Below are 25,406 nucleotides of genomic sequence, written 5' to 3'. Positions count from 1 at the left end.
TCAGCCGACCCTTTGCGACAACACCTCATTGACGAAATCGTCCAAACGCCCGCCGCGAAACAGGTGCCCTTGAATTTGCGCTGCTTGGGCAGCCTGCATATCGGTGGCCTGATCGCCGATCATGAAGCTGCGCGAAATGTCAGTGGGAAATCGGGCAAGTGCCTTGAGAAGCATGCCCGGTCTAGGCTTCCGGTCCGGGTGATCCTGGCGATAGGCCGGATCGACGGCTTCTGGATGGTAGGGACAGTAATAGAAGGCATCGACCGTCCCGCCGTGCAGCGCAATGCGGGCCGCCATCCATTCGTGCAGCGCCAGAACATCGGCTTCGGTATAAAAGCCTCTGGCCACACCAGACTGATTGGTGACCACCACCACCCGGTATCCGCTCTCTTTCAGCCGCGCCATGGTTTCAAACACACCCTCGACCCATTGCAACGCTTCGATCTTGTGCGCATAGCCGGTGTCTCGGTTCAACACCCCGTCACGGTCGAAGAAAGCGATGGGGCGCAAGTCTTCTGCTCTGTTCATGCCATGTCTCGGATCAATCGCGTCGTGGATTGACCGGCAATCAGATCAGCCAGCACCACACGGCCCCCACGCGCCAGCACGATGTCGGCGCCAACCACGGTTTCAACCGTATAGTCCGCCCCCTTGACCAGCACGTCAGGCTGGAGAGCCTCTATCAATTCAAGCGGCGTTTCCTCGTCGAACAGCACGACAAGGTCGACACCCTTGACCGCCCCGATGACCTGAGCGCGCGCGGCCTCCTTTTGCACCGGTCTCGTCGGGCCTTTCACGCGAGACACCGAGGCGTCGGTGTTAAGGGCCATGATAAGCTTGTCGCAAGCTTCTGACGCCTGGCGGATCAGGGCAATGTGACCGGGGTGAATAAGATCGAAACAGCCATTGGCCATGCCGACCTTCAAACCCTGCCTTTGCCAATGACGACACATTGCCGCAGCTACGTGACGCTCAACCAGAGCGCCGCCTGTGAGACTGTGCCCATCGCTCAATTCGATGGCTTCGCGCAATTCCTCCAGAGTGGTGGTCGCCGTGCCGGCCTTGGCAACGACAATACCCGCCGCATGATTGGCAAAATTCATCGCTTCGGCAAAATCGGCCTTTACCGCCAATGCCGTGGCCAGTGTTGCGACAACAGTGTCGCCTGCGCCCGATACATCAAAGACTTCGCGGGCGCGGGTCGGTTGGTGCGCAACCTCGCCCTCGCGCGGATAATAGGACAGACCTTTTTCCGAGCGCGTCAGCAAAATGTCGCCGTCAAACGCTATCTGAGCCGCCTTTGCAGCCTTGGCCGCCTGCTCGTCGCTTTCGCAAGGCAACCCTGTCGCGGCGGTCAACTCTGCGCGATTGGGTGTTATCAGGGTCGCGCCGCGATACCAGGAGAGATCGCGCTGTTTGGGGTCCACGATCACTGGTTTGTTTTGCGCCCGGGCATGGGCATTGATGGCCTTGACCACGGCGGGGGTCAAAACGCCCTTGCCATAATCAGACAGGATGACGGCCTCGACATTGTCAATCGCGCGCAATGCATGGGCGATCACTTTTGCCTCAATGTCTTTGCTCAGCTCATGCGTGTCTTCAAAATCGATACGGACAACTTGCTGGCCGGCCATGATGCGCTGCTTGCGAATGGTGCGGCGGCTCTCATCAACCACTAGGCCATCCACATGCGACAAGCCCAAGCTTTCCAAGGCGTGACACAGGTCAGCGCCATCCGGGCCGATCACGCCCACCAGGATCGCCTGGGCCCCCAGCGCGACAATATTCGCAGCAACATTGGCGGCGCCTCCAGGCACCGCATTCTGGCTTTTGGCGCGTACAACCGGAACAGGAGCCTCAGGCGAAATCCGCTCGATGATGCCCTTCAGATAGACGTCGATCATGACGTCACCGATAACGGCTACCTTGGCTTCGGGCAGACGGTTCAAAAGCATAGTTCTCATACTATGGCTCCGTTTATGATGCGGCGCCTCTTTATATCCTGCTGACGCAGCATCATTTTGGCGGGGCGCCAACGTATCGTTGGATAAATCGTGGTGCAATGCACCATCATTTAAAACCGGCAGCTTCCTCGCATGCAAGCCTGCCCAAATGCTCGCGCATCTGCGCCACCAGCAGGATCAGCAATCCCGCACAAGTCAGCACCATGGTTGCGTCCAGCCAACTGACCGGGAACGGCAGGCCGGGGATCATCCAGCGCCCAAACAGCAGGATCCCGATGTTCATGCCCAGAATGCCCAGACGCATCTCGGTCGGGCCCAGACCGCCGACTGCCACATGGAATTCGCGGTCAACGATGTTGCGCACATAGACCTGAATCGAAAGCATGAAGAATACGGCCAGCACCAAAAGCGACAGGTCCATCCGCGCCGCCGGGCAAAAGCCGATGCCCAAAGAGATCATCAGGCTGCCGATCGTGTCGATCACCTGATCCAGATAGAAGCCGTATCGCGGCCTCTCGATCTTGCGCAGGCGGGCCACCGTGCCGTCCAGCGAATCGCCGAACCAATGCAGCAGCAACCCAAAGTTCGACAGCCATAGCCATGCCATGTCCCACCGGCTGAAAATATAGCCCATCATGACGACGAAGGCGCCGAACACGCCGAAACCCGTCAATTGATTGGGCGTTACCCATTGGGGCAGCCGGGGGGCGATGGCGTAGAGCAGCCGCCGCTCCTGACCGGCCAGAAAGCTCTCGTTGAAGCGCTGGTCGGTGACCCCGGCGGCATCCTTGGTTTCGCGGGTCATGGCCTCTTCTCATGGCGAAGCGAAAAGTCTTGCATGGCGTCCTTATGCTTGGTCTGCGCAAAATTGTGGAGGAATGCCGTGATATCACGGCAATAGGCCGCCTCGGTCATGGTTTCGGGGATGGCCGGTGTCGAACGCAGGAATCCGGGTGGAAGGTCCATAATGGCCTCTTCCCAGGCGTGGCGGTCATCGGGGGGCAGCAGGCGCGTTTGGGCATTGGCGATTTCGCGGTGGCTGGCAATATCGGAAGCGATGGTGGGTACGCCCAGCGCGTTGGCCTCCAGCACCGAGAGGCCGAAACCCTCGGCATAGCTGGGGCAGAGCATCGCCGCCGCGCCCAGCGTCAGGCGCCCCAGCGCCGGGCTGGAGAGGCCCGAGACATGGTGAATATGGCGCGCAAGGGCCGGATCGCCGGCAATCTCGCCAAGGATGGTTTCGGCATGGCGGCCGGGCGAACCCACGATCACCAGATGCGGCGCGCGCGCGCCCATCCGCGCGACAATGCGCCGCCACACATCAATCAGCAGGCCATGGTTTTTGCGCGGCTCGATGGTCGAGCAGGTGAGGAAATAGTGCCGTCCGGCCAGCGCCGGATCGGCCGAGCGCGGCATCCCCAATGCCGCGGGCAAGGGCAGGCCGCGAACGTGAATGGGCACATCGGCGCGCCCCATTTGCGCCATCGTGGACACAATGGTTTCGCGCGCATGCTGGGTTGTCGTGATAACCAGATCGGCGCGTTCCAGCGCGGTCTGGACCATGCGCGCATGATGGGTGACCGAGGAGGGCGACACGAACTGGGGATATTCCAGCGGGATCGTGTCATGCAGCATGAAGGCCGCCGTAATATCACGCCGATTCGCCAGCCAGCGATGAAAAACAGGAACGGCAAGCCCGATCTGGCCTATATTCAGATAGATTGCGCCATGGGGCAGAGTTGCAACGGATCGCCCCAAAGCGATGCCGGTTCGCCGCAAATGCATCCACATCCGCTGCGCTTTGGTTAGCAGCCCGGCCGGTTTGCGGCGGGGGGCAGGACGGTTGGGAACGCCCTGTTCCAAGATGGCCGCGACCAGACCCTGCCAGTGGGGGTCCTCGCCCTCATCGATCCTCTCGGCCCAGATGTGGTGCAGGTGATCCAGACCCCGCCGCACCATGTCTGCGTTGAAGGCGCGTATCCCCCAAGGGGTGGGCAGGATGCCGACGCTTTCGATCTTTCTGTTGAAAAATAAATAGTTGGCGAACGCAATATCCACCCTGTCGATCCCGCGCGGCGATTGGCTCAACGGCCCGAGGAACAAGCGCGTCAGATCGTAGGCGATTGCCCGAGGCATGATAAAGCGTGGCTCCTGCAGCGGCTGGGCCCAGCAAAACCAGGCATCGGGTGCCTGTGTAGCAGTGATTGTCCGAAGCTCAAGCCGGGGGCCGACAAATGAGAAAAGTTACGAACATTCACGGATTTGTCATTTTCAGTTCGTCAGTCCACGGCTTGACGCAAAGCAGCATACCGATATGGATGGTCACAAAGGAAGGCGCGTGCCTGTATTGGGTAAACAATATTGCGCAAGCCGCTTCTTTAATTGAGTTAACCAAGAGAGAACGAACTGCGTGACAGTCAGGCATGATGCGGCCGTGAATGCGGCCATTGTGGGGGCGGCCTGTCGGTTGCCGGGGGCTCGGGATGAGGCTGCATTCCGCAACGTTCTGAATGAGGGTCTGTTTACCGTCAGTCGCGTGCCAAAGGGGCGTTGGCACGAAGAACTGGCGTTCCATCCGGGCAAGAATGCGGCGGGTTCGGCCTATACTTTTGCAGGCGGTTTCCTGCCTGATCCTTATGATTTCGATATTGGCGTGTTTGGCATGTCCCCGCGTGAGGCGGTGCAGGTCGATCCCCAGCAGCGCCTGCTGGCCGAACTGGTGTGGGAAGCGCTGGAAAATGCGCGCATCGCGCCTGCCAGCATCGCGGGCAAGGAAGTGGGCGTCTATATCGGCGTTTCCGCGCTGGATCACGCGAACCTGTTTGGTGGCGATCCCGGCGCGATCGAGAGCCATTTCATGACCGGCAACACATTGTCGATCGTGGCCAACCGCATCTCCTATCTCTTCGACCTCAAAGGCCCCAGCTTCATCGTCGATACGGCGTGTTCGTCCTCGCTGGTGGCGGTGGAGCGGGCGCTGGCCGATCTGCGCAGCGGCCGTGTTGACACCGCTATCGTCGGCGGGGTCAACATGCTGCTCTCGCCCGCCTCGTTTGTGGGTTTCAGCCGGGCGCAAATGCTCTCGCCCACCGGCGCCTGCCGCCCGTTTTCCGCGCGGGGCGATGGCTATGTCCGCTCCGAAGGCGGGGTGGTCTTTGTGCTGCAACGCGCCGATGTCGCCGATCCGGGCGCGATCCGCGCGATCATCAAGGGGGCCTCGATCAATTCGGACGGGCGCACCTCGGGCATCGCGCTGCCCGGTCTGTCGGGCCAGACCAGCCTGCTCGAACGCGCCTATGCCGAAGCGGGCGTTTCGCCCGAGGATCTGGCCTTTGTCGAGGCGCATGGCACCGGCACGGTGGTCGGCGATCCGATCGAGGCGACCGCCATCGGCAATGTTTTGGGCCGCCCGCGCAGCAAGCCCTTGCCGATGGGTTCGGTCAAATCGAACATCGGCCATCTTGAACCGGCCTCGGGCGTGGCGGGTATGATGAAGGCGCTGATCGCGCTCGAGCAGCGGTCCTATCCGGCGACGCTGCATCTCGACGGGTTCAATCCCTATATCGATTTTGACGCGCTCAATCTGCAACCGGCCCGCCAGGCAGTCGCGCTGGACGATGGCATTTTGCATTGCGGCGTGTCCTCCTTCGGTTTTGGCGGCACCAATGCCCATGTGATCATGAGCAGCGCGCCGGCGGTTCCGGCATCGGCGCCCGCGCAGGCGCCCGATGCGCTGGTGCTTTCCAGCCATTGCAAGGAATCGCTGGCCGCGCTGGCGGACGCCTATGCCGATCGTCTCGAGCAAGGCGTCGATCCGGCCGCGCTGGCTGCGGCGGTGGCCGATGGGCGCGCGCTGATGCGCCAGCGGGCCGTGCTGCCGCTGGGCGATGGCGCGGTGATGGCGGCCCAATTGCGGGCGCTTTCCACCGGGAGCAAGAGCGCGCAGGTGATGACCGGCACGGCGCTGGCCGGTGCGGTCAAGGTCTGTTTTGTCTATAACGGCAATGGTTCGCAATTCGTCGGCATGGGGCGCGAGGCTTATGGCGCCAACCCCGCTTTCCGCCGGGGGTTTGATGCGGCCGATGCGGCCTTTATGGCGCTGGGCCATGAAGGCCTGGCCCCGGCCATGCTGGGCGATGATCTGGCCGAGAAGCTGGAGCTGGCGCTGTGGGCCCAGCCGCTGATCTTTGCCATTCAGGCGGGCATTACGGCGGCGCTGGCCGAACGCGGCCTGACCCCGGCCATGGTGCTGGGCCACAGCGTGGGTGAAATCGCCGCGGCCCATGCTGCGGGCATCCTGACGCTGGATCAGGCCGCGCGCATCCTGATGGCCCGCGCGCATTCTCAGGAAGCCGTGCATGGCGCCGGGACGATGGCCACGCTGGCCTCCGGGCGCGCGGCCATGGCCGAACTGATCGAGCGCAGCGGGATCGCCGGGATTGATATTGCGGCCAGCAACGGCCCCAATTCGATCACCATTTCGGGGCCGGATGCGGCGATCACCGCCTTCATGCGTTTTGCGCGCAAGAATCGCGTGGCCGGGCGCCAGCTCGACATTGCTTATCCCTATCACTCGGCGCTGCTGGACGGGATCGAGGACAGCTTCCTTGCCGAACTGGGCGAGATCAGCCCGGCGGCGGGCGATGTGCCGATGATCTCGACCGTGACGGGCGAGCTTCATGCCGGGGCCGGTTTCGACAGTGCCTATTGGTGGCAGAACATCCGCCATGAGGTGGTGTTTTCGAACGCGGTTCGCAAAGCGGCCGAGCGCGGAGCCAATCTGTTTATCGAGATCGGGCCGCGCATGATCCTGTGCTCGGCCATGGCGGGCACGATGGAGGCGGCCGGTTTCACAGGCCGCGCGCTCCACAGCCTGAGCGATGCCAAGGGCACGGGCGGCGATCCCATCGGCGACATCATCGCCCGCGCCATCGCCAACGGGCTTGAGCCGCAGACGGTGGGCGGTCAGGTGGACCGCAGCATCGACCTGCCCACCTATCCGTGGCAGCGCAAGACCTATGCCTATACGCCGACCTCGGCGGCGCTGGATGTGCATGGCATTGCCCCGCGCCATCCGCTGATCGGCGCGCGTCTGGTGCAGGGGGCGCCCGAATGGCGCAATGTGCTTGATCCGCAACTGGTGCCCTATCTGGCCGATCACGTTGTCGGCGGCGAGGTGGTGGTGCCCGCCACGGCGCTGGCCGAAATGATGCTGGCCGTGGCGCGCGATCTGTGGGGCGAGGGCGGCGTTTGCGTTGAGGATTTCGACATCCTCCAGCCGCTGGTGCTGGGCAGCGAGGAGCAGCGCGAGATTTCCACGCGCCTGATCTCGGACCCGGCCAGCGTCGAGATCTGGAGCCGCCCGCGCTTTTCGCCCGACGAATGGCATATGCATGCCCGCGGCCGGATTGCCCGCGCGCCCAAATTGCGCGGCGAGGCGCCCAAAATCACCGATCTGACCGTGGCCCATGACGATGCCGAGGAAATCTATCGCAAGGCGCGCCAGAGCGACATCGAGTATGGCCCCAGCTTCAGCCTGCTCAAGACTCTGCGCCGTCAGGGCGAGGAAATCCTTGAAACCACGCAGGCCGTGCCGGAGACAGGGACGGGCGCCTATGGCAAGCCGCAGGTGCTGCATCCCGCCAGCGTCGATGCCGCCTTCCACGGCCTGTTCGATTATGTCACCGAGGGGGACGAAAGCACCAAGACCTGGCTGCCCATCCGCTTTGAGCGGCTGACGGTGTGGCGCGAGGGGGCCGATGTCACCGATGTGACCATCGTGGTGGACAAGAGCGGCGAGCAGCTCAAGACCGTCACGCTGTGGATGCGCGATGATGCCGGGCGGACGGTCGCGCGGCTGGACAAGGCTTTGCTGCGCGCGGTGGCGCGAGTAGAAAAGCCTGCGCTGGCGGGCGTGTTCCATCTGGCCACCCCGCCTGCGGGCCTCACCACGGTCAGCCGCCCGCTCGCCCAACTGGCTCAGGGCTGGTTCGAGACGACCCAATTGCCGGTGGCTTCCGATGGCTGGCTCTTGCTGCATGCCCATATGCGGGCCAGCGCGATTGAGGCGCTGCGCGATATGGCCGGGCCCGATGGCATGATTGACCTGCCTTCGCTGCTCGATCCGCCCGCGCTGGACAAGAGCGGCGGGCGTCCGCCCGAGCAGCGGGCATGGATCAGCGAACTGTTGCTTGATCTTATCAATGCCGGAGCGGTGAAACAGGTGGGCGAATATATCCGCCTGATCGACATTGACCATCCCGAAGCCTCGGTCATTCTGGCCAGTTGCGCCGCTGAATTCCCTGAGGCCAGCGCCGATCTTGCACTTTCAGCGCTGGCCGGGGCCAATCTGCCCGCGATCCTGCGTGGCGAGGATGTGGCTGCGCCGCGCTCGCGCCTGCTGGCCCGCTATGAAAACGCTTCCCTGCGCCTGCAACCGGCGGTCGAGGCGCTGGCGGGCTGTGTTTCGGTGATGGCGGCGCGGATCGGGGCGGATTATCCGCGTCATCTGCATGTGGTCGTGGCCGAAAAGGATGGAGAGGCGGTGATGGCCGCCCTGACCGATCCGGTGGCGTCGGGATTGATGAACGGGGCGATGGCGGGCCGTTTGCGCCTGTCGATCGCGGCGGCGGACAATCTGGCGGCCGAGAGGCTGGCGCGCACCATGCCGGTGGCGGGCCAATGGGAAATCATCGATCTGTCTCAGCCGCAATCGGCCAATGCGGATGTGGTGCTGCTGTGCGCCCCGGCCGAGCGGCGGATGCAGCCGCAGGAAGCCTCGGCGCTGGCCGGGCTGTTGCGCGCGGGCGGCGTTCTGCTGACTGCGCAGCCGGCGATGGATGCGCTGGTCGGATTCCATCGCGGATCGGCCCCGGTCGAAGGCGGGCAGGAGGAAGGCGTCACGCTGGCCCCGATGCTGCGCGATCTGCCCGAACTGGGCGGGGTGACGACGATGGGCCGGCTTGACGAGGGGCTGGTGGTCCATATCAGCGAGCGCAAACGCGCCATGCCGGCTGCCGGGCAATTGTCCTGCACGCCGGTGATGGCGGCCGGACAGCACGGCGTCCATACCGCGCAGGTGCAGCGCGCGCTGACCGAGGGCGGCTGGGTTCTCGCGCCGCAGGATGCTGCTGTGCCCGACCGCCTGTTCGTGGTCGAAAAGAGCGTCATCGGGGATATGGCCGCGTCGGTTGATACTTTGCGTCGGGCGCTGTTTGCCGCGCGCGACGGCAACATCCGTTCGCGTCTGTGGGTGGTGGCCATGGGGCAGGGCGATCTGGGGGCCGAACGTGTGGCCGCGCTGCGCGCCTTTGCCCGCGTGGCGATGAACGAAATGGTCGAGGCCGATATCCGCTTTGTCGAAATCGGCGCGGGCGTCGATGATAAGGCGCTGGCGCTGGGGCTGGGCGAGATTCTGATGGATCCGGGCCGCGAACGGGAATTTACCGTGACGCCGCAGGGGGTTAATTCTGCGCGGATGCTCTCTGGCCTGCCGCTGGCCCCCGAACCGGCGATGGAGGCGATGCGTCTGCATTTCCCGCGTCCGGGCCAATTGGAGAATTTTCAGTGGATCGAGGTGGCGCGTCATACGCCGCCGCCGGGCCATATCGAGGTCGAACTGATCGCCACGGGGCTGAATTTCCGTGACGTGATGCTGGCCATGGGCCTGTTGTTTGACGACGTGCTGGATGAAGGTCTGGCGGGCGCGGTCTATGGGCTGGAATGCGCCGGGCGCGTGGTCGCGCTGGGCGAGGGGGTGCATGGCTTTGCGCTGGGCGATCTGGTCATGGGCTTTGGCCAGAACAGCTTTGCCAGCCATGCCATCGGCCCGCAGGAAGCCTTTGTGCCCGTGCCCGAGGGTGTTTCGGCCGAGGCGGCGGCGGGTCTGCCGGTGGCATTTTACACCGCTTGGTATGCGCTGGTCGAACTGGCGCGGCTGCGCGCCGGGGAAACGGTGCTGATCCATGGCGGCGCGGGGGGCGTGGGCCTGGCCGCGATCCAGATCGCGCGGGCCATCGGGGCCAAGGTGATCGCTACGGTCTCCAGCCCGGACAAGGCGGCGCTGGCGCGGCTTTATGGCGCGGACCATATTTGCGACAGCCGCAGCCTCGATTTTGTGGATGAGGTGCGCGAGGCGCATGGCGGGGCCGATGTCGTGCTCAACAGCCTGTCGGGCGAGGCGATGCGCGGGTCGATCAAGACCTTGCGCGCGCGCGGTCGCTTTATTGAACTGGGCAAGCGGGATTATGTGGCCAACAGCCTGCTGGCGCTGCGCCCCTTCCGCCGCAATCTCAGCTATTTCGGGGTGGACGTCGATCAGATCCTCGCGCTCGATCCCGAACTCACGCTGGTCGGCCTCAAGGCCATCGAGCAGGGTTTTGCCGAGGGCATCTATATCCCGCTGCCGGTCACGACCTATCGCGCCGGACAGATTTCTGAAGCCTTCCGCCTGATGCAGTCGGCGGGCCATGTCGGCAAGATCGTGGTCAGCGCGCCCCAGCGCGACGGCGTGCCCTCGTTGCAGGCCGCGCCTTTTGCGCCGGGCAAGGGGGTGCAACTGATCGTGGGCGGCACACGCGGCTTTGGTCTGGCCACGGCCTTGTGGCTGGCGGGCAAGGGCGCGGAAAAGATCGTCGTGGCCAGTCGCGCCGGGGCGATTGATCCCGAGGTTTTGCCCGTGGTCGAACGGTTGCGCGCGCAGGGCATGGTGTTTGACGTGGCCGCGCTCGATGTGACCGACGCGGTGGCGGTCGAGGCGCTGGTCAAGCGCGTGACGGCGCGCCATGGGCCGATTGGCGGGGTGTGGCATACGGCGGTGACGCTCTCGGACGGCATGCTCGAAGGGCTGGATCAGGCAACGCTCGACAAGGTGCTGGCGCCCAAGGTGCTGGGGGCGGAAAACCTCCACCATGCCACGCTGGACCAGCCGTTGGCCCATTTCGTGATGTTCTCGTCGGCCTCGGCGCTGATCGGCAATCCGGGGCAGGGCGCCTATGCGGCGGCCAATGGCTGGCTGGAAGGGCTGGCGCGGCGGCGGATGGGCGCGGGGCGTCCGGCGCTGGCGGTGCAATGGGGGGCGATTGCCGATGTGGGCCTGCTGGCCGCGCGCGGCGATACGCTGGAAAGCCTGAGCCGCATTGCGGGCGTGACCGGCATGCAGTCGGCCGATGCGCTGGCGCGGCTGGACAGGGTGCTGGCGCTGGCCTCGCGCCTGACCGATCCGGTGGTGACCATTTCCGACTTTGCCGAGGCCGGGGCGCTCTTCTCCCTGCCGGTGCCCGCCTCGCCCGCCTTTGCCGGACAGTTCACGGTGCGCGGTTCGTCCGTGGCGGCCACGGGACAGAGCCTTGCCGAGATGATCGCCGGGCTCAGCGAAGCCGACGCGCTCAAGGTGGTGGCCACGATGCTGGCCGAGGAAGCCGCCGCGATCATGCGTCTGGCGGCGGCCGATGTCGATCTGGATGCCTCGATCGATTCGCTGGGCATGGACTCGCTGATGGCGCTTGAACTGCGCATCGGGATCGAGAGCCGGTACAAGATCGAATTGCCGATGATGGCGATCAGCGCGGTCGGCAATCTGCGCGAATTGGCCCAGCGCGTGCTGGTGATCGCGCGCGGATCGGAAGAAGCAGCGCCAACAGCGGTGCTGAGCGATGCCGAAAGCGCCCTGTTGGCCATTCACACCGGCGATGCCGGCATGGCCGAAACCGAATTGCTTGGAGCCCAGCGCCATGGTTGATGAAACGCCGCCTCGCCGGTTAAGCCGGGATATGCGCTCCGCGTTGATCGCGGGGGTGAAAAAGGCGACCGCCGCGCCCTCGGGCCTGCTGGGCGGAATGTTGGCCGGGCGGGGGCGCAAGGCGCCCAGTTTCGAGGATCTGCCCGGTTTCGAGGCGATCCGGCTGCAGCAAAGTCTGGCGGGCAAGATCGGCATTCCGGTGCCCTTCTATCGCCTGCACGAGGCGCGCGCGGGGGTCGATACGGTGGTCGAGGGGCGCCCTTGCGCCAATTTCACCTCCTATGACTATCTGGGGCTGAACGCGCATCCGCGCATCGTGGCCGCCGTGGCCGATGCCGCCGCGCAATGGGGCACCAGCGTTTCGGCAAGCCGCCTGACCTCGGGCGAGCGGGCATGCCATCGCGCGCTGGAGGGCGAGATCGCCAGCCTTTACGGGGCCGAGGACGCGCTGTTGTTCGTGTCGGGCCACGCCACCAATGTGACCACCATCGGCACGATGATGGGCGAGGGCGATCTGGTGATCCATGATGCGCTCTCGCACAATTCCATCGTGGTGGGGGCGCAATTGTCGGGGGCGCACCGCGTCAATTTCCCGCATAATGATATCGAGGCTCTCGACCGTCTGCTGACCCAATTGCGCGGACAGTTCCGCCATTGCCTGATCGTCACCGAGGGCCTGTTCTCGATGGATGGCGACGGGCCGGATCTGGCCCGGCTGGTCGAGGTCAAGAACCGACATTCGGCATGGCTTATGGTGGACGAGGCCCATTCGCTGGGCGTGCTGGGCAAGACCGGGCGCGGCTTGTTCGAATATGCGGGCGTCAATCCGGCCGAGGTCGATATCTGGATGGGCACGCTCTCCAAGACGTTGGTGTCTTGCGGGGGCTATATTGCCGCGCCGCGCGCCTTGATCGATTTCCTGAAGTATCGCGCGCCGGGCATGGTCTATTCGGTGGGCATTCCGGCCACGGCCACAGTGGCGGCGCTGACGGCGCTCGACCTGATGCTGAGCGAGCCGGAACGCGTGGCGGCGCTGCGGGCCGCGGGCGGGCATTTCCTGAACAAGGCGCGGGGCGCCGGGCTCAATGTCGGCGACAGTTGGGGGCTGGCCGTCACGCCCATCGTGCTGGGCGACAGTCTGCAGACCGTCATGCTCTCGCAGCGCCTGATGGAGCGCGGCTATGCCACGGTGCCGGTGCTGCCGCCGGGCGTGCCGGAAAAGGCGGCGCGTATCCGCTTCTTCATCTCGGCCGGCCATACCGAGGCGCAGATCAACGGCGTGATCGACACTTTGGTCGCCGAAAAGGCCTCGCTTTCGCATTCGGGCATCACGCTGGCCAGCATTGCCAAGAACACGATCCTTCAGCGGTTGCAGGCGCTGGAAGAGGACGAATGAGCCCGGACGTGAGCAGGGCGGCCATCGTCACCGGCGCGTCGAGCGGAATCGGCCGCGCGGTGGCGCTCGAACTGGCGCGCTCCGGTTGGCGGTTGGGGCTGGTGGGGCGCGATGCGGGGCGTCTGGCACAGGTGGCGCAGGAATGCGGCGGCGATGTGCATATCGCCGCGATCGATATGCAGGATAGTGCCGCCTTTGCCGGTTTCGTCGCGGAATTTGGCGCGGTGGATCTGCTCATTTCCAATCACGGCATTCTCGATGGGCGCCGTAACGGGCAAATGGTGGAAAGCGCCGAGGTGGCCCGCGATGTGGTGGCCATTAATCTGCAATCGGTTATCGGCGCGCTCCATGCCGTCCTGCCCGGTATGCAGGCGCGGGGGAAGGGGCAGATCGCGATCGTCTCCTCGCTGGCGGGCCTGTCGCCCCTGCCCGATGCCCCGGCTTATTCGGCCAGCAAGGCCGGGTTGGTGATGTATGGCCTGTCGCTGCGCGAGGCGCTGCGCGGGTCGGGCGTCGGTGTTTCGGTCTGCTGTCCCGGCTATGTCGCCACGCCGATGGGCGGCGAGCATCTGGGCAACCGCCCCCATGAAATCAGCGCGCAGGATGCCGCGCGCCGGATCGTGAAAAGCGCGCTGGCCAACAAGCGGCTTTTCGGCTTTCCCGCGCCGCTCTGGCCCATGGCGCTGTTTTCGCTGCTGATCCCCGAAGGATTGCTGCGCCTGTTCAACGGCGATCTGCGCTTTACCGTGGCCAAGCGCTAGAGGGCACTAGCGATGCCCCAAAATCGCCCCATAAGCGGGGGACGCCACCGGGGTGCCTGAAACATTACTCTGAGTCGACGTGTTGGGTGCAACAAACGTTCCACCCAGTTCCTGGGCCGAGGGGCCAAAGAAAAGGCCGCCGATGGAGCCCTTGAACGTATAGTTGTTCACCGTATTGGCGGTTGACGACGGGTTGATGATCGTCTGGTTGACGGTCAGGTTGATCGTGCCTGAAAAGCCGTTCGTGGTGGCCAGCGTCCCGGTTGATTGGAACGAGCCGGTTGTTTGCGCATAGGCGGTTGATTGCGCAATATTGCCCGAAAAGTTGTAGGTTCCTGCCGCAAAATTGACAGAGCCGGTGCCGGTGCCGGGATAGGTTCCCACAAGGTCGAGCGTATATGTGGCGCTGCCGGAGCGCGGCACGGCGGCGGTGGGGGTCGGGAAACCGAAGACAAAGAAGCTGGTCGAGGCGGACGATGAACTGTCCACCATCGACAAGGACGAGCTGCTGTTCGATCCAAATGCGGTGTAGGTATAGGTGAAATTATTGGCCTTATGGGAAATTATATAATTCGATGAATAGCACCCGCTGGTATAACAATCGTTATAGGAAAAATTGACTTCTGTGGGATCCGGGCTGCCATTGGCGGTGATGGTGGGGCGGGCGCCGGTCGGGGTGAAGTCAACTTTGCTTTGCGAGCCCGATGACCCGGTGTAATTGAGGGTGTAGACGTTGGTGGCCGCGTTGTAAGATATAAAATTGTTTGCGTCGGCGGCGGCAATCTGCACCGTTGGGCTGGCGGTGCCGCTGTTGGAGGCGGGGCGATCAACCGTGGCGGCCGCGCGCAAAGTGACAAAATTGCCGCTCTGCATTGTATTTGAGAAGGAGGTACTGGCCGACAGGCCTGATGGCGTTACCGCGGATGGCGCCGGCGCCAAAGGCGTCGTGCTCCCGCCCGATGTGCTGTTGACGCCTCCATCCCCACCGCATCCGGCAAGAGTGAAAAGCATGCCAATGCCGGCAATGCGTCCCAGAACGGCGCGAAATTGCATAGTACCCCCGCAAGAATATCAGAATCTGGCGGAAAGGCCTATTTCGCCAGCCAGGCGACTATACTCGTATATTGCTAAAGTAGAACGATTATTTTCATAACGGATGCGAAAAACCGGCGATACATTGGCGACGTGAATTTGACGTACCGTCATCGAGATCATGGCCCCCGCCATATTATCGACGCGGCGGCGTGAGAACAGCGCCATCCCTTGATCGGCCTCCAGATGCGAATAGCTCAGATTGGCCAACAAGGTCATGGGGCCAATTTCGCGGGCTATATATGCCGATCCGCTGCCTCCGATATAGGCATAAGCGGGCGCATCCGCCGTCTGACGAAAGGTGCCTGCCTGCAATCCGGCGCCAAGGCGCGGGCTGATCGCGCGGTCCAGTCCAACACCCAATGAATAGATCCGCCCGCTTTGGTCGGGACTAAAATGGTTGGTGATTGCCCCCACGCTGGCGTCAGTGCGTAATTGAGCGCGATGGCCCAGCGTGTGAAGCCAGATCACATTGGCATTAATCGTCGAGGAATAGGGGCGCAGCCCGTACCAGCGCCAAACCGGCCCCAGTTGCAATGTCACGCGGTCCTTGGCTAACGACAATTCCGGCCCGATCGCCGGAGCCATGGTGATATCGTCATAGGCGCTGTTGCGATACAGCGTTGCCGAACCGGAAAGCGTGGCCAACAGGCGGACCGAGGAAGACACATCAAACCGGGCGTAGGTTTGCCCGCGCAGATTTCCGCCAATCCCGGAATGCCGTCTTGCGTCTGATGATAAGGACAGGTCGCCGATCTGGGTGCCGATCACAGATGCGGCCGTGGCTCGATTGACATTGCTGTCCGGCATCACCGTTACTTCTGCGTTGGCTCCGAAGTGGCGCCGAGCGTCGAGGGCCTGCATAAAGAAGCGGACTTCGCGTTCGACTGCCGGGGGAAGACCAGCCGCTTGGGCGGCGCGCAATTGGGCTGAGGCGGCCGTTGTATGGCCCAGAATGGCCTGAATTTTTGCCAATTCAATCCGCACCCGCGCGCTTTTAGGTTTCTCTGCAAGGATTTGACGCAACAGCGTGGCCGCGTCACGTGGGCGGTGCAGTCGCTCAATGTAAAGCATGGCCAAACGGAAGCGCGCCTCAGACCTGATTTCCACATCGGAATTGCCGCTTAAAGCGCGCAGGGCCTTTTCGGCCAGCACAAGATCTCCGTTTCGAGCGGCCTGCTGGGCCAGATCAAACAATTCGATTGGCGTAAGCGTGATCTGAGCGGTTGGGCTGGAAAGCGACTGAGCATAAACGCCGGTCGTCGCCGAAACTGTCGCTATGGCAAGCGATCGAATGACCCAATAAAAAACTCCCACGCCTTGCATGGTCGGCTTGGCCACCGGCTTGGCGGGGCGCTTCACCCCGTATCACCCATCCGTGCATACAGATTCCGCATCCGACCGGCAAAGGCCTCGTTGCTGAACATTGCGCTATGGGCAAGGCCAGCCTGGCCCAGTCGGGCGCACAAGGCATCGTCGGCATCGAGCGCGCGGATGGCATCAGCGATTTGTGCCGTTTCATAGGGATCGACCAGCAGGCCACCATCGCCCACCACCTCAGGCAGCGAGGAGGTATTGGAGGAAATGACCGGCGTGCCCAATTGCAGCGCTTCCAGCGCGGGCAGGCCAAAGCCTTCATAAAGCGAGGGAAACAGCACCGCGCGCGCCGAACGGATCAGGCGGAACAGCATGTCGCGCGGCAGATATTGCAATTGCACGATGGGCCGGTCCACCTTGCGGCCATAGACCGTGCCGCCCGCGCCCAGCCCGCCGCTGGCCTCGCTCATGCCCCAATCGCGCGAGGAGATGACCACCAGCGGCCGCTCGCTCTGCGAGGCCAGATAGGCGTCGACCACCCGGCCGATGTTCTTCTTGGGATCGGTTGCGCCGAAAAACAGATAGAAGCCCTTGGGGGGCAGGCCGAACACGCTTTCGATCATCGCGCGGTCTTCTGCGGCGCTGCTCTGCGCCACATTTCCGGGCAGCGGGCTGGATTGATAGGTGTTGGTCACCTTGTCCGGATCGGCGCCGAACATGGCCAGAATATCGTTGCGGCTCGCCTCGGACACGGTGGCGATATGGTCGCCGTTGCGCAGGCAGCCCTCGATCAGGCGGTGATAATAGCGTTTGTCGTCCAGCGTGGTGTGCGGCAGTTTCAACGGCACCAGATCATGCAGCGTATAGACATTGCGCGCGCCCGCCATCCGCACCGGCACCGGATAGGTCCAATGCATCACCTCGGGCGGGTTGGGCATGGTGACGGTCGTCCATTGGCGCAGATAGGCAAAGCGCGCCCATGCCACCTCGAACAGCAACGGCGAGGTCCAGAGCCGGTCAAACGCCGGCCAACGCGGGCCAAAGCCGCGCTTGTCCACATTGTCGGTCAGCGGGATCTCGGTCAGGCGGCGGGCCAGATGCCACCAGATGACAGAATTACGCACCTTCTTGCCGACATTGCCCTGATGCCCATGGCCGAATTGTTCGAAGAACAACGTCTCGTGCAAGGCGCGATTGCGGCCCGGATCAATGCCGAACACCGCCTCGATGCCATGCCCTTCACCTGCCAGCACGCGGGCCAGCGACGCCCCATAGGTGGCCACGCCCGTTCCGTTGGGGATGGCCAGATTATAGCCGTCGATGCCGATCCGCATGGTCTGCGCCTTACTTGGTTGCGTAAACCAGAGCTGTTGCCGGACTGAACAGATTGCCCAGCAGGGCGGCCATCTTTTGCGCCAGATTCGCGCGCGAATTGGCAAAGAGGATGACATCCTTGTCTTGTATTTCAAACATTTGGGCCAGAAAATAGCTTTGCGGCTTCATCATGTCGATGTGATAGACGGTGGGCTGCAGCAACTTGCCCGCGCTGTCGCGTTCGATGCGGAACAGATAGACGCCGCGGGCATTGGCACGGGAGTCGGCCGGGCCGGTGGCGCGGGCGATGGCCTCGGCCAGCGAGACCTTTTCCGCGCTGAAGGGGATCTGCGACACGCGCTCGGTCGCGCCAAAGGCGGTGAACGTGCGTGCGGCACGGCGCAATTCGATGCGGTCGCCCGGCAGGATGACCAGATTGGCCAGATCTTCGGGGCGCAGATCGCCAAGGCGCACCGATACCGCCTTGTCGCCGCGCACCAGATGGACATCAAGATCCAGCCCGTCGGCGCCCGCGGTCGTGCTTTGCGCGCCCCCGGCAATGGCGATCACATCGAGCAGATGTTCCCGCGCGGCGGTCAAAGGCACGCGGCCCGGTCGACTGACCGCGCCCGAGACATAGGCAACGTTCTGTACGCTCTGGGTGATGGCGACCTGCACCTGCGGGCTTTGTGAGAGCGGCTTGAGGCGTTGGCGGATGCGTTCGGCCAAAACATCGGGATAGGTATCATCGGCCCGAAGCGTGCCGACGTAAGGGAGCGTGATGCTGCCATCATCGCGCACCTGTGCCGCAATATTCTGCGTCCCGGCCGTGGGCGTGCGGATATCGCCCCCCGCGCCCCCCAGTGTCGCCGTGCCGCCAAACAGGCTGACGCCCACTTCATAAACGGCAATGTTCAGAACATCGCCTTTCCTGATCTGGTCGGTGCGAGCAGGCGCAGGATTGGACGACATGGCGCCCAGTTGAAGCAGTCCGATTTCATTGCGGGCGGGCGGATTGGCGACAATTTGCGCATCGATATCAACGATTTTGAAGCCGATGGTGTTTTCTTTGCCCGTTGCGCTCTGGTTGATCGAACGCACCGTTGGCGCATTGGTCGGCAAGGAGGCGCAGCCGCTGACCAGACAAGTAGCGGCAAGAAGCATGACTGCCTGGGAAGGGAAAAGGCCTTTTGGCATGCGATGGGCAAAAGGCATGACGGGCGCGCTCAGGTCCTTGAAAAGCATGCCCGCGTGCATGCCAATCTCGCCCCCATACCGCAAGTCCTATCGACTCGGCTTTCACCTGATTGAGGTGCACCATCGAGAAATGAGAGGTGAGACGAGGCGTTTATGCGCAGACTTGGGAAAGCTGAACAATATCGCAATGATGAAGCCGCCATTTTGGCCGATTCTGATACTTCGGCATAGGCATGAGAACCGTCCGAAAATCAAAAAGCCGACCAAGGGATTTTGAACGTCGGCGCCCGCGCAGCCCATCAGTACCGAGCAAAGCTGCGAGGGAAGTCGTCCCGAGCGGCGGACATCGGTCGGGCGGACGTCGCATCTGGTCGGTAGGTGAAAGAGTTTTCATTATTATCAGTGATTTGATTGGGATGCGTTCGGCCCTCCCTTCCCGTCGAAGGATACTATGCAAGGCTCTCTGGCCCCATCGGGTCTTACAGCTAGGCATATGCCCATAGATTGTCAGCAAGACATCGGGGCCGCGCGGGCCTGCCGGGGCGGGCTGCGCTCATCGCGCGCTTGTCAATATCCTTGCCGGGGCGGTGCTGCTGCCAACCTTATCTACTACCGATGCTATTTGGTTTGTTTCGCGATGTTGGGCTTGAAATAGAGCCTCTTGGTTTGACCAGATCCAAGAGCAACATGAACCATGGAATGCAAAACTTTCGATATTGCCGGTCCGGTCGAAATCATCCCGCGCAAGCTGGGGGATGAACGGGGCTATTTTACGGAATTGTTCCGCGAGGATCGGTTTGCGCCGCTGGCTGGGCCGATCCGGTTTGTTCAGGAGAACCAGTCGCTATCGGCGCGGGTGGGGACCATTCGCGGGCTGCATTTTCAAACGCATCCCATGGGACAGGGCAAGCTGGTGCGCTGCGCAGCGGGCGCGATTCTGGATGTGGCAGTCGATATTCGCCATGATTCCCCGACATTTGGCCAATGGATCGCGGTCGAGCTGACGGCGGAAAAATGCAACCAGCTTTGGGTGCCCGTCGGCTTTGCCCATGGGTTTTGCACTTTGCGGCCCGACACGATCGTCACCTATCGCGTGACCAACTATTACAGCCCGGCGCATGACAAGGGCATGGCGTGGAACGATCCGGCGGTGGGAATCGTCTGGCCCGATATGGCCGATGCCGAAACGCTGTCAGGCAAGGATCGGGTGCAGCCGCTGCTGGCCGATCTGCCGCATTATTTTAGCGTAAAGGACTGATCGCATGCGGGTTATCGTCACCGGCGGCGCCGGGTTCATCGGTTCGGCGCTGGTACGCCATCTGGTGCTGGAACAGGGCCACGAGGTGCTGACCATTGATGCGTTAACCTATGCGGGCAATCTGGCCTCGCTGCGCGCGGTCGAAGGCCATGCAAACCATCGCTTTCTGCATGCCGACATCCGCGACGCCGCCGCGATGCAGGCTGCAATCCATGATTTCCGCCCCGATCGCATCATGCATCTGGCGGCCGAAAGCCATGTGGATCGCTCGATCACCGGCGCGGCGGATTTCATCATGACCAATGTGGTGGGCACATTCACCCTGCTGGAGGCCGCGCGCGATTATTGGAACGGGCTGGAGGACAAGGCTGCCTTCCGCTTCCTCCATGTCTCGACCGATGAGGTCTATGGCAGCCTGAGCGAGGACCCGCAGGCGCTGTTCCGCGAGAATACGCCCTATGATCCCTCCAGCCCCTATTCCGCCTCCAAGGCGGCCAGCGACCATCTGGCCAAGGCGTGGCACCGTACCTATGGGATGCCGATCGTGGTGTCGAATTGTTCAAACAATTACGGGCCTTACCATTTCCCCGAAAAGCTCATTCCGCTCACCATCCTCAACGCGCTGGAGGGGCGGGAATTGCCGGTTTACGGGGCGGGCGAGAATATCCGCGACTGGCTTTATGTCGAGGATCACGCCCGCGCGCTGGACCTTATCGCCGAGCGGGGCGTGCCGGGGGAAACCTATAATGTCGGCGGGCGCAATGAACGGCGCAACATCGATGTGGTGCGCCGGATCTGTCAGGTGCTCGACCGGCTGGTGCCGACGCCGCGCCCGCGTGAGGAACTGATCCGCTTCGTCACCGACCGGCCCGGCCATGATGCGCGCTATGCCATCGACGCCTCGCGGCTGGAGAACGAGTTGGGCTGGCGCGCGCGCGAGGATTTCGACAGCGGCATCGAAAAAACCGTCCAATGGTATCTCGACAATGGCTGGTGGTGGCGGCCTTTGCGCGATGGCTATGGCGGCGAGAGACTGGGCCTGCTGGAGAAAACCGCATGAGGATCGCGGTGACGGGCAAGTCCGGGCAGGTTGTGACCTCGCTGATTGACAGGGCGGGGATGGGTATCGAGATCATCGCGCTGGGGCGGCCGGAACTGGATCTGGGCGATCCGGGCTCGGTTGGCCCGGCTATTGTGGCGGCCCGGCCCGATGTGGTGGTCTCGGCCGCCGCCTACACCGCCGTGGACCGGGCCGAGAGCGAGGAGGAGGTTGCCTTTGCCATCAATGGCGCGGGGGCTGGCGCGGTCTCGGCGGCGGCGCGCGCGCTGGGCGTGCCGGTGATCCACATTTCCACCGATTATGTTTTCGACGGCACCAAGCCGGAGCCCTATGTGGAAAGCGATCCTGTCGCGCCGCTGGGGGCCTATGGCCGGTCAAAACTGGCGGGGGAGAGGGCGGTGATTGCCGCCGCGCCCGACGCGGTAATCCTGCGCACGGCTTGGGTTTACAGCCCGTTCGGCGCCAATTTCGTCAAGACCATGCTGCGTCTGGCGCAAACGCGCGATGAACTGGGCGTGGTGGCCGACCAGATCGGCAATCCCACCAGCGCGCTCGACATTGCCGATACGGTGTTGGCGATCGCCTTTCAGCTTTACAGCGCGCCGGAAACCGCGCCGCGCGGCATTTTCCACATGACCGGCACCGGCGAGGGGAGCTGGGCCGATCTGGCCGAGGTGGTGTTTGCCGCCAGCGCCGCGCTGGGCGGCCCGTCCGCGCAAGTGCGCCGGATTACCACCGCCGATTATCCCACCCCCGCCGCGCGCCCCGCCAATTCGCGGCTCTGCTGCGACCGTTTGGCCGGAGCCTATGGCTTGCGTCCGGGGCCTTGGCGCGAGGCGGTGAAGCCCGTGGTCGCCAGACTCGTCAAGGAGGAGGCCGGATCGGTCAAGCAGAAGGCCGGGGCCGTCGAGCAGAAGGCCGGGTCCAACGAGCAGAAGGCAGGGGCCGTCAAGCAGAAGGAAACTGTCGCATGAAGGGGATCATTTTGGCCGGGGGCAGCGGGACGCGCCTTTATCCGATGACGCTCTCGCTCTCGAAGCAATTGATGCCGGTTTATGACAAGCCGATGATCTATTATCCGCTGACCACGCTGATGCTGGCAGGAATCCGCGAGATCCTGATCATCACCACGCCCCATGATGCGCCAGCGTTTCAGTCCTTGCTGGGCGATGGGGGGCAATGGGGTGTCTCGCTGACCTATGCGGTGCAGCCCGAGCCCAAGGGGTTGGCTCAGGCCTTTACGATCGGCGCGAATTTTCTGGCTGGCGGGCCGTCCTGTCTGGTGTTGGGCGACAATATCTTTTTTGGCCATGGCCTGCCCGAACAGATGGCCATGGCGCGCGCCACGCTCGATGGCGCGGCGGTCTTTGCCTATCATGTGGGCGATCCGCAGCGCTATGGCGTGGTCGAATTTGATGCCCGGCGCCGGGCGGTTTCCATTGAGGAAAAGCCGGTGACCCCCAAATCGAACTGGGCGGTGACGGGGCTGTATTTCTATGACGCCGAAGTGGTCGACATCGCGGCCAACCTTACGCCTTCGCCGCGCGGCGAACTGGAAATCACCGATGTAAACCGGATCTATCTGGAACAGGGCCGGTTGAGCGTGATGGAAATGGGGCGCGGCTATGCCTGGCTCGACACCGGCACGCCCGACAGCCTGCTGGAGGCTGCTGAATTCGTCTCGACCCTCGAAAGGCGCCAGGGCATGAAAATCGCCTGTCCCGAGGAAATTGCCTGGCACATGGGCTTTATCGACGACAACGGGCTGGAACGCGCAACGCAAAGGCTGGGAAAAGGCAATTATGCGGCTTATCTGCGCGGGTTGCTGGGGGGCAAGATCCATGAAGCGACCCGGGAGGCGGCAACCGACAGGGCTCTGCGTTTGGTTGGGTGAGCGTCGCTGGCAACCCACACGGCACAGCCGCAAAAGCAGAAGTAAAGATTAACTTTCGGGGTTTTGTCGATCCTCCCGGCCGCTGGCCGGGAGTGCAAATGGTGCCCAGGAGAGGACTCGAACCTCCACGCCCTTGCGAGCGCTAGCACCTGAAGCTAGTGCGTCTACCAATTCCGCCACCTGGGCACATTTGCTTTTTGGCGCTGAGGCTTAGCGTCCTTTCGGTTGCTGCCCGCGCCGGGTAGGACCGCGCCTCTAAGCGGACCTTCGAATCCTGTCAACGCAAAAAGGACATTTTTTTCGCGAAACTGAAAAGTTTTTTTGCGCGGCGCTGATTTGCCCTTCCGGCCCGATTGCCTCGCGCGCGCCGCCATACCATCTTAAAGGGCCTGAATGCTGGGGAGAGCGGCCATGAGTGATGCCTTGGGAGAAACCTTGCGCGACGCCCTGGTGGTGGTCACGGGGGGCAGCGGATTTGTCGGGGGGCATCTGGCCCATGCCCTGCTGCGCGCGGGCGCGCGTCTGCGAATCGTTTCGCGCCGCCCGGAAAAGGCGTGGGCGATTCGAGGACTGGGCGATCCGGGGCAGGTGGAATTTGCCCGTGCGGACCTGCGCGACGGGGCCGCCGTGGCGCGGGCGCTGTCCGGGGCCGATGGCGTGGTCAATCTGGTGGGCCTGTTTTCCGGGCCGCTCGATGCGGTGCAAGGGCGGGGGGTGGAAAGTCTCGCCCGCGCCGCGCAGGAGGCCGGAGCGCGCGCCTTTGTCCATGTTTCGGCCATTGGCGCCGATGCCGCCTCACGCGTACCCTATGCCAGCAGCAAGGCGGCGGGCGAGGAGGCTGCGCGCAAAGGCTTTGCGGGGGCCACGATCCTGCGCCCCAGCGTGATCTTTGGGCAGGACGACAATTTCCTCAACATGTTCGCGCGGATGATGGGGATGCTCAAGGCTTTGCCCATGCCTGCGCTGCTGCCGGTGTTCGTGCCCGAAGGGCTGCTGCAACCGGTCCTGGTGGATGATGTGGCGCGCGCGATTGTGACGGCTCTGGCCGATCCAAAGCGGCATGGCGGCCAGACCTACGAATTGGGTGGGCCGGAGGTGGTGACCATGCTGGAGCTGAACCGGCGCATTGCGCGGGCGGTGGGCGGCGGCATTCATCTGCTGCCGATGCCCGATCTGGCGGCGCGGATATTCGCCGCCCTTCCCGGCACGCCGATTTCGGCCGATCAGATCGCCCTGCTCAAGGCGGGCAGCGTGGTGGCCGAAGGGGCGCAGGGCTTTGCCGCGCTGGGCCTGCTCCCCCGCCCGATGGGTCTCTATCTCGACCGCTGGTTCAGGCCATAGGTCCGGCAAACAGCATCGGGTCCAGCCGCGCCTCGCGCCAGCGCATCCCCCAATGCAGATGCGGTCCCGTTGCGCGCCCGGTCATGCCGACCTTGCCGATAGGCTGGGTCTGGCTGACCCGCTCGCCCTCGCGCACCAGCAGTTCGCTGGAATGGAGGAAGGCGCTGACCAGCCCCATGCCGTGGTCGATCATCAACAGATTGCCCTCCAGCGTGAAGGGCTTGTCCGCCGCCAGCACCACCACGCCATCGGCGGGGGCCAGATAGGGCGTGCCTGCGGGCATGGCGACATCGCTGCCGGTATGATAGGCGCCCGGCGTGCCGCGATAGACGCGCTGGGACCCGAAGAGGCCCGAAATCCGGCCCTTTACCGGCCAGATGAATTGTTGCCGCCACCCTTCCGACGGCGAATCGGTGCGGCGCGCGGCGTCGATCCGCGCCACTTCCTCGGCGCGGATGCGGGCATATTCGCCTTCGGGGATGGCGGGCGGGCGGAAGGGCGCGTTGATCTGTTCGATCCGCCATGCGCGCGGGGCGATGTCCAGCCCCAGCACGGCCTGAACCCCATGGGGCTGCGTCCCACCCGGCGCGAAGGCGGTCAGTTTGGCCACCGGCCCGGCATCGCGGTCAAAGGCGATCAGAAAGCGCCCGAAAAGATCGGTGGGTAGGGGGGCGCCGTCGAGCGCCACCTGCCATCCCTTGGGCGCCTGACCCTGCGCCCAGCCGCCCTGTGTGGTTTCGCCGCGCGGAAAGGTGATCGGGCCGACGTCGAGCGAAAAGCCGTAAGCCGCCGCCGGGGCCAGCGAGGCCAGCCCGCCCAATACCGCGCGCCGCGCGATCATGCGCACACCGCGCGGCGCCGCATCACTGCCCCAGCAGGCGCTTCGTGGCCAATTCCGGCGTGGCATAGGCCTCCTGATGCTCGACGCTCCAATAGCGCAGCGACTCGAGCGCAATTGCTTCGCCGGAGACGGCGCAGACGACATGGTTGCCGCGCGACAGCATGGTGAAACCATTGGGTTCATAGCGCAGCACCGCCGCGCGATCCGGGGAATTCATCAACATGGACCCTCT

18 protein-coding genes and 1 tRNA gene are annotated in these 25,406 nt (G+C 63.6%); 8 read left to right on the top strand and 11 right to left on the bottom strand.

All coding sequences use genetic code 11. The features are described from left to right. The 4 genes from PQ457_RS15840 to PQ457_RS15825 form a co-directional block, all read right to left on the bottom strand. Complete coding sequence (locus PQ457_RS15840; RefSeq protein WP_273617743.1) at window positions 1–510, bottom strand: D-glycero-alpha-D-manno-heptose-1,7-bisphosphate 7-phosphatase; 510 nt, start codon at window positions 508–510, stop codon at window positions 1–3. Window positions 511–524: 14 nt separating this feature from the next. Next, entirely contained in the window at window positions 525–1,949 is a 1,425-nt protein-coding gene (gene rfaE1, locus PQ457_RS15835) for a D-glycero-beta-D-manno-heptose-7-phosphate kinase (RefSeq protein WP_273617742.1), read from the bottom strand. Window positions 1,950–2,070: 121 nt separating this feature from the next. Continuing rightward, the gene (locus PQ457_RS15830; RefSeq protein WP_273617741.1) at window positions 2,071–2,769 is read right to left on the bottom strand and encodes a CDP-alcohol phosphatidyltransferase family protein; all 699 of its coding nucleotides are present in this window, start codon (window positions 2,767–2,769) and stop codon (window positions 2,071–2,073) included. Continuing rightward, window positions 2,766–4,100 (bottom strand): glycosyltransferase, encoded by a 1,335-nt coding sequence (locus PQ457_RS15825; protein WP_273617740.1) that lies wholly within the window; start codon window positions 4,098–4,100, stop codon window positions 2,766–2,768. The genes PQ457_RS15830 and PQ457_RS15825 overlap by 4 nt, the downstream gene beginning before the upstream one ends. Window positions 4,101–4,374: 274 nt before the next feature. Between PQ457_RS15825 and PQ457_RS15820 the strand changes: the two genes are divergently transcribed. Genes PQ457_RS15820 through PQ457_RS15810 form a run of 3 tightly spaced genes read left to right on the top strand, consistent with a single transcriptional unit; the run spans window position 4,375 to window position 13,860 of the window. Continuing rightward, a complete protein-coding gene (locus tag PQ457_RS15820) occupies window positions 4,375–11,703 on the top strand; it encodes a type I polyketide synthase (RefSeq protein WP_273617739.1) in 7,329 nt (2,442 codons plus the stop codon). 31 nt (window positions 11,704–11,734) lie between these two features. After that, window positions 11,735–13,099 carry an aminotransferase class I/II-fold pyridoxal phosphate-dependent enzyme gene (locus PQ457_RS15815; protein ID WP_273617738.1) on the top strand — a complete coding sequence of 455 codons (1,365 nt, stop codon included), beginning with the start codon at window positions 11,735–11,737 and terminating at the stop codon, window positions 13,097–13,099. Further along, window positions 13,096–13,860 (top strand): SDR family NAD(P)-dependent oxidoreductase, encoded by a 765-nt coding sequence (locus PQ457_RS15810; protein WP_273617737.1) that lies wholly within the window; start codon window positions 13,096–13,098, stop codon window positions 13,858–13,860. The genes PQ457_RS15815 and PQ457_RS15810 overlap by 4 nt, the downstream gene beginning before the upstream one ends. A 6-nt stretch (window positions 13,861–13,866) precedes the next feature. Here PQ457_RS15810 and PQ457_RS15805 read toward each other — a convergent pair whose 3' ends face one another. Genes PQ457_RS15805 through PQ457_RS15790 form a run of 4 tightly spaced genes read right to left on the bottom strand, consistent with a single transcriptional unit; the run spans window position 13,867 to window position 18,747 of the window. After that, window positions 13,867–14,913, bottom strand: a complete 1,047-nt coding sequence (locus PQ457_RS15805; RefSeq protein ID WP_273617736.1) for a transferrin-binding protein-like solute binding protein — start codon at window positions 14,911–14,913, stop codon at window positions 13,867–13,869. 18 nt (window positions 14,914–14,931) lie between these two features. Then, entirely contained in the window at window positions 14,932–16,314 is a 1,383-nt protein-coding gene (locus tag PQ457_RS15800; RefSeq protein ID WP_273617735.1) for a surface lipoprotein assembly modifier, read from the bottom strand. Further along, window positions 16,311–17,603 carry a glycosyltransferase family 4 protein gene (locus PQ457_RS15795; protein WP_273617734.1) on the bottom strand — a complete coding sequence of 431 codons (1,293 nt, stop codon included), beginning with the start codon at window positions 17,601–17,603 and terminating at the stop codon, window positions 16,311–16,313. Before PQ457_RS15795 ends, PQ457_RS15800 begins: the two co-directional genes overlap by 4 nt. 10 nt (window positions 17,604–17,613) lie before the next feature. After that, the gene (locus tag PQ457_RS15790; protein WP_273617733.1) at window positions 17,614–18,747 is read right to left on the bottom strand and encodes a polysaccharide biosynthesis/export family protein; all 1,134 of its coding nucleotides are present in this window, start codon (window positions 18,745–18,747) and stop codon (window positions 17,614–17,616) included. Window positions 18,748–19,474: 727 nt separating this feature from the next. Here PQ457_RS15790 and rfbC point away from each other — a divergent pair. From rfbC to rfbA, 4 genes are read left to right on the top strand one after another with little or no spacing between them, the layout of a single operon-like run. After that, complete coding sequence (gene rfbC / locus PQ457_RS15785) at window positions 19,475–20,038, top strand: dTDP-4-dehydrorhamnose 3,5-epimerase (RefSeq protein ID WP_273617732.1); 564 nt, start codon at window positions 19,475–19,477, stop codon at window positions 20,036–20,038. A 4-nt stretch (window positions 20,039–20,042) separates the two neighbouring features. Further along, a complete protein-coding gene (rfbB, locus tag PQ457_RS15780; RefSeq protein ID WP_273617731.1) occupies window positions 20,043–21,098 on the top strand; it encodes a dTDP-glucose 4,6-dehydratase in 1,056 nt (351 codons plus the stop codon). After that, entirely contained in the window at window positions 21,095–22,072 is a 978-nt protein-coding gene (gene rfbD / locus PQ457_RS15775) for a dTDP-4-dehydrorhamnose reductase (RefSeq protein ID WP_273617730.1), read from the top strand. The genes rfbB and rfbD overlap by 4 nt, the downstream gene beginning before the upstream one ends. Further along, complete coding sequence (gene rfbA, locus PQ457_RS15770; protein WP_273617729.1) at window positions 22,069–22,992, top strand: glucose-1-phosphate thymidylyltransferase RfbA; 924 nt, start codon at window positions 22,069–22,071, stop codon at window positions 22,990–22,992. The genes rfbD and rfbA overlap by 4 nt, the downstream gene beginning before the upstream one ends. Before the next feature lie 99 nt (window positions 22,993–23,091). Here the strand turns inward: rfbA and PQ457_RS15765 are convergent. After that, window positions 23,092–23,178: transfer RNA gene (locus tag PQ457_RS15765), tRNA-Leu, on the bottom strand. A gap of 225 nt (window positions 23,179–23,403) precedes the next feature. Between PQ457_RS15765 and PQ457_RS15760 the strand changes: the two genes are divergently transcribed. Beyond that, window positions 23,404–24,333: a complex I NDUFA9 subunit family protein gene (locus PQ457_RS15760; protein ID WP_273617728.1), complete on the top strand. Its 930-nt coding sequence runs from the start codon at window positions 23,404–23,406 to the stop codon at window positions 24,331–24,333. Here PQ457_RS15760 and PQ457_RS15755 read toward each other — a convergent pair. Both PQ457_RS15755 and PQ457_RS15750 read right to left on the bottom strand, forming a co-directional pair. Continuing rightward, window positions 24,323–25,174 (bottom strand): M23 family metallopeptidase, encoded by an 852-nt coding sequence (locus tag PQ457_RS15755; protein WP_273617727.1) that lies wholly within the window; start codon window positions 25,172–25,174, stop codon window positions 24,323–24,325. The two genes, PQ457_RS15760 and PQ457_RS15755, sit on opposite strands and share 11 nt — an antisense overlap. 22 nt (window positions 25,175–25,196) lie before the next feature. Continuing rightward, window positions 25,197–25,397 (bottom strand): DUF2093 domain-containing protein, encoded by a 201-nt coding sequence (locus PQ457_RS15750; RefSeq protein ID WP_168603283.1) that lies wholly within the window; start codon window positions 25,395–25,397, stop codon window positions 25,197–25,199. Window positions 25,398–25,406 lie beyond the last annotated feature (9 nt).

The organism is Novosphingobium humi (assembly GCF_028607105.1).
Lineage (GTDB): Bacteria > Pseudomonadota > Alphaproteobacteria > Sphingomonadales > Sphingomonadaceae > Novosphingobium > Novosphingobium humi.
This window is presented reverse-complemented; position numbering and strand designations above follow the sequence as displayed.

Excerpts from the sequence above, each read along its gene's own strand:
- PQ457_RS15825 (WP_273617740.1), bottom strand. The coding sequence starts at position 4,100 with ATGCCTCGGGCAATCGCCTACGATCTGACGCGCTTGTTCCTCGGGCCG.
- PQ457_RS15805 (WP_273617736.1), bottom strand. The coding sequence starts at position 14,913 with ATGCAATTTCGCGCCGTTCTGGGACGCATTGCCGGCATTGGCATGCTT.
- rfbB (WP_273617731.1), top strand. The coding sequence starts at position 20,043 with ATGCGGGTTATCGTCACCGGCGGCGCCGGGTTCATCGGTTCGGCGCTG.
- PQ457_RS15810 (WP_273617737.1), top strand. The coding sequence starts at position 13,096 with ATGAGCCCGGACGTGAGCAGGGCGGCCATCGTCACCGGCGCGTCGAGC.
- PQ457_RS15795 (WP_273617734.1), bottom strand. The coding sequence starts at position 17,603 with ATGCGGATCGGCATCGACGGCTATAATCTGGCCATCCCCAACGGAACG.
- PQ457_RS15760 (WP_273617728.1), top strand. The coding sequence starts at position 23,404 with ATGAGTGATGCCTTGGGAGAAACCTTGCGCGACGCCCTGGTGGTGGTC.
- PQ457_RS15750 (WP_168603283.1), bottom strand. The coding sequence starts at position 25,397 with ATGTTGATGAATTCCCCGGATCGCGCGGCGGTGCTGCGCTATGAACCC.
- rfbA (WP_273617729.1), top strand. The coding sequence starts at position 22,069 with ATGAAGGGGATCATTTTGGCCGGGGGCAGCGGGACGCGCCTTTATCCG.
- PQ457_RS15815 (WP_273617738.1), top strand. The coding sequence starts at position 11,735 with ATGCGCTCCGCGTTGATCGCGGGGGTGAAAAAGGCGACCGCCGCGCCC.
- PQ457_RS15755 (WP_273617727.1), bottom strand. The coding sequence starts at position 25,174 with ATGATCGCGCGGCGCGCGGTATTGGGCGGGCTGGCCTCGCTGGCCCCG.
- rfbC (WP_273617732.1), top strand. The coding sequence starts at position 19,475 with ATGGAATGCAAAACTTTCGATATTGCCGGTCCGGTCGAAATCATCCCG.
- rfbD (WP_273617730.1), top strand. The coding sequence starts at position 21,095 with ATGAGGATCGCGGTGACGGGCAAGTCCGGGCAGGTTGTGACCTCGCTG.
- PQ457_RS15830 (WP_273617741.1), bottom strand. The coding sequence starts at position 2,769 with ATGACCCGCGAAACCAAGGATGCCGCCGGGGTCACCGACCAGCGCTTC.
- PQ457_RS15790 (WP_273617733.1), bottom strand. The coding sequence starts at position 18,747 with ATGCTTCTTGCCGCTACTTGTCTGGTCAGCGGCTGCGCCTCCTTGCCG.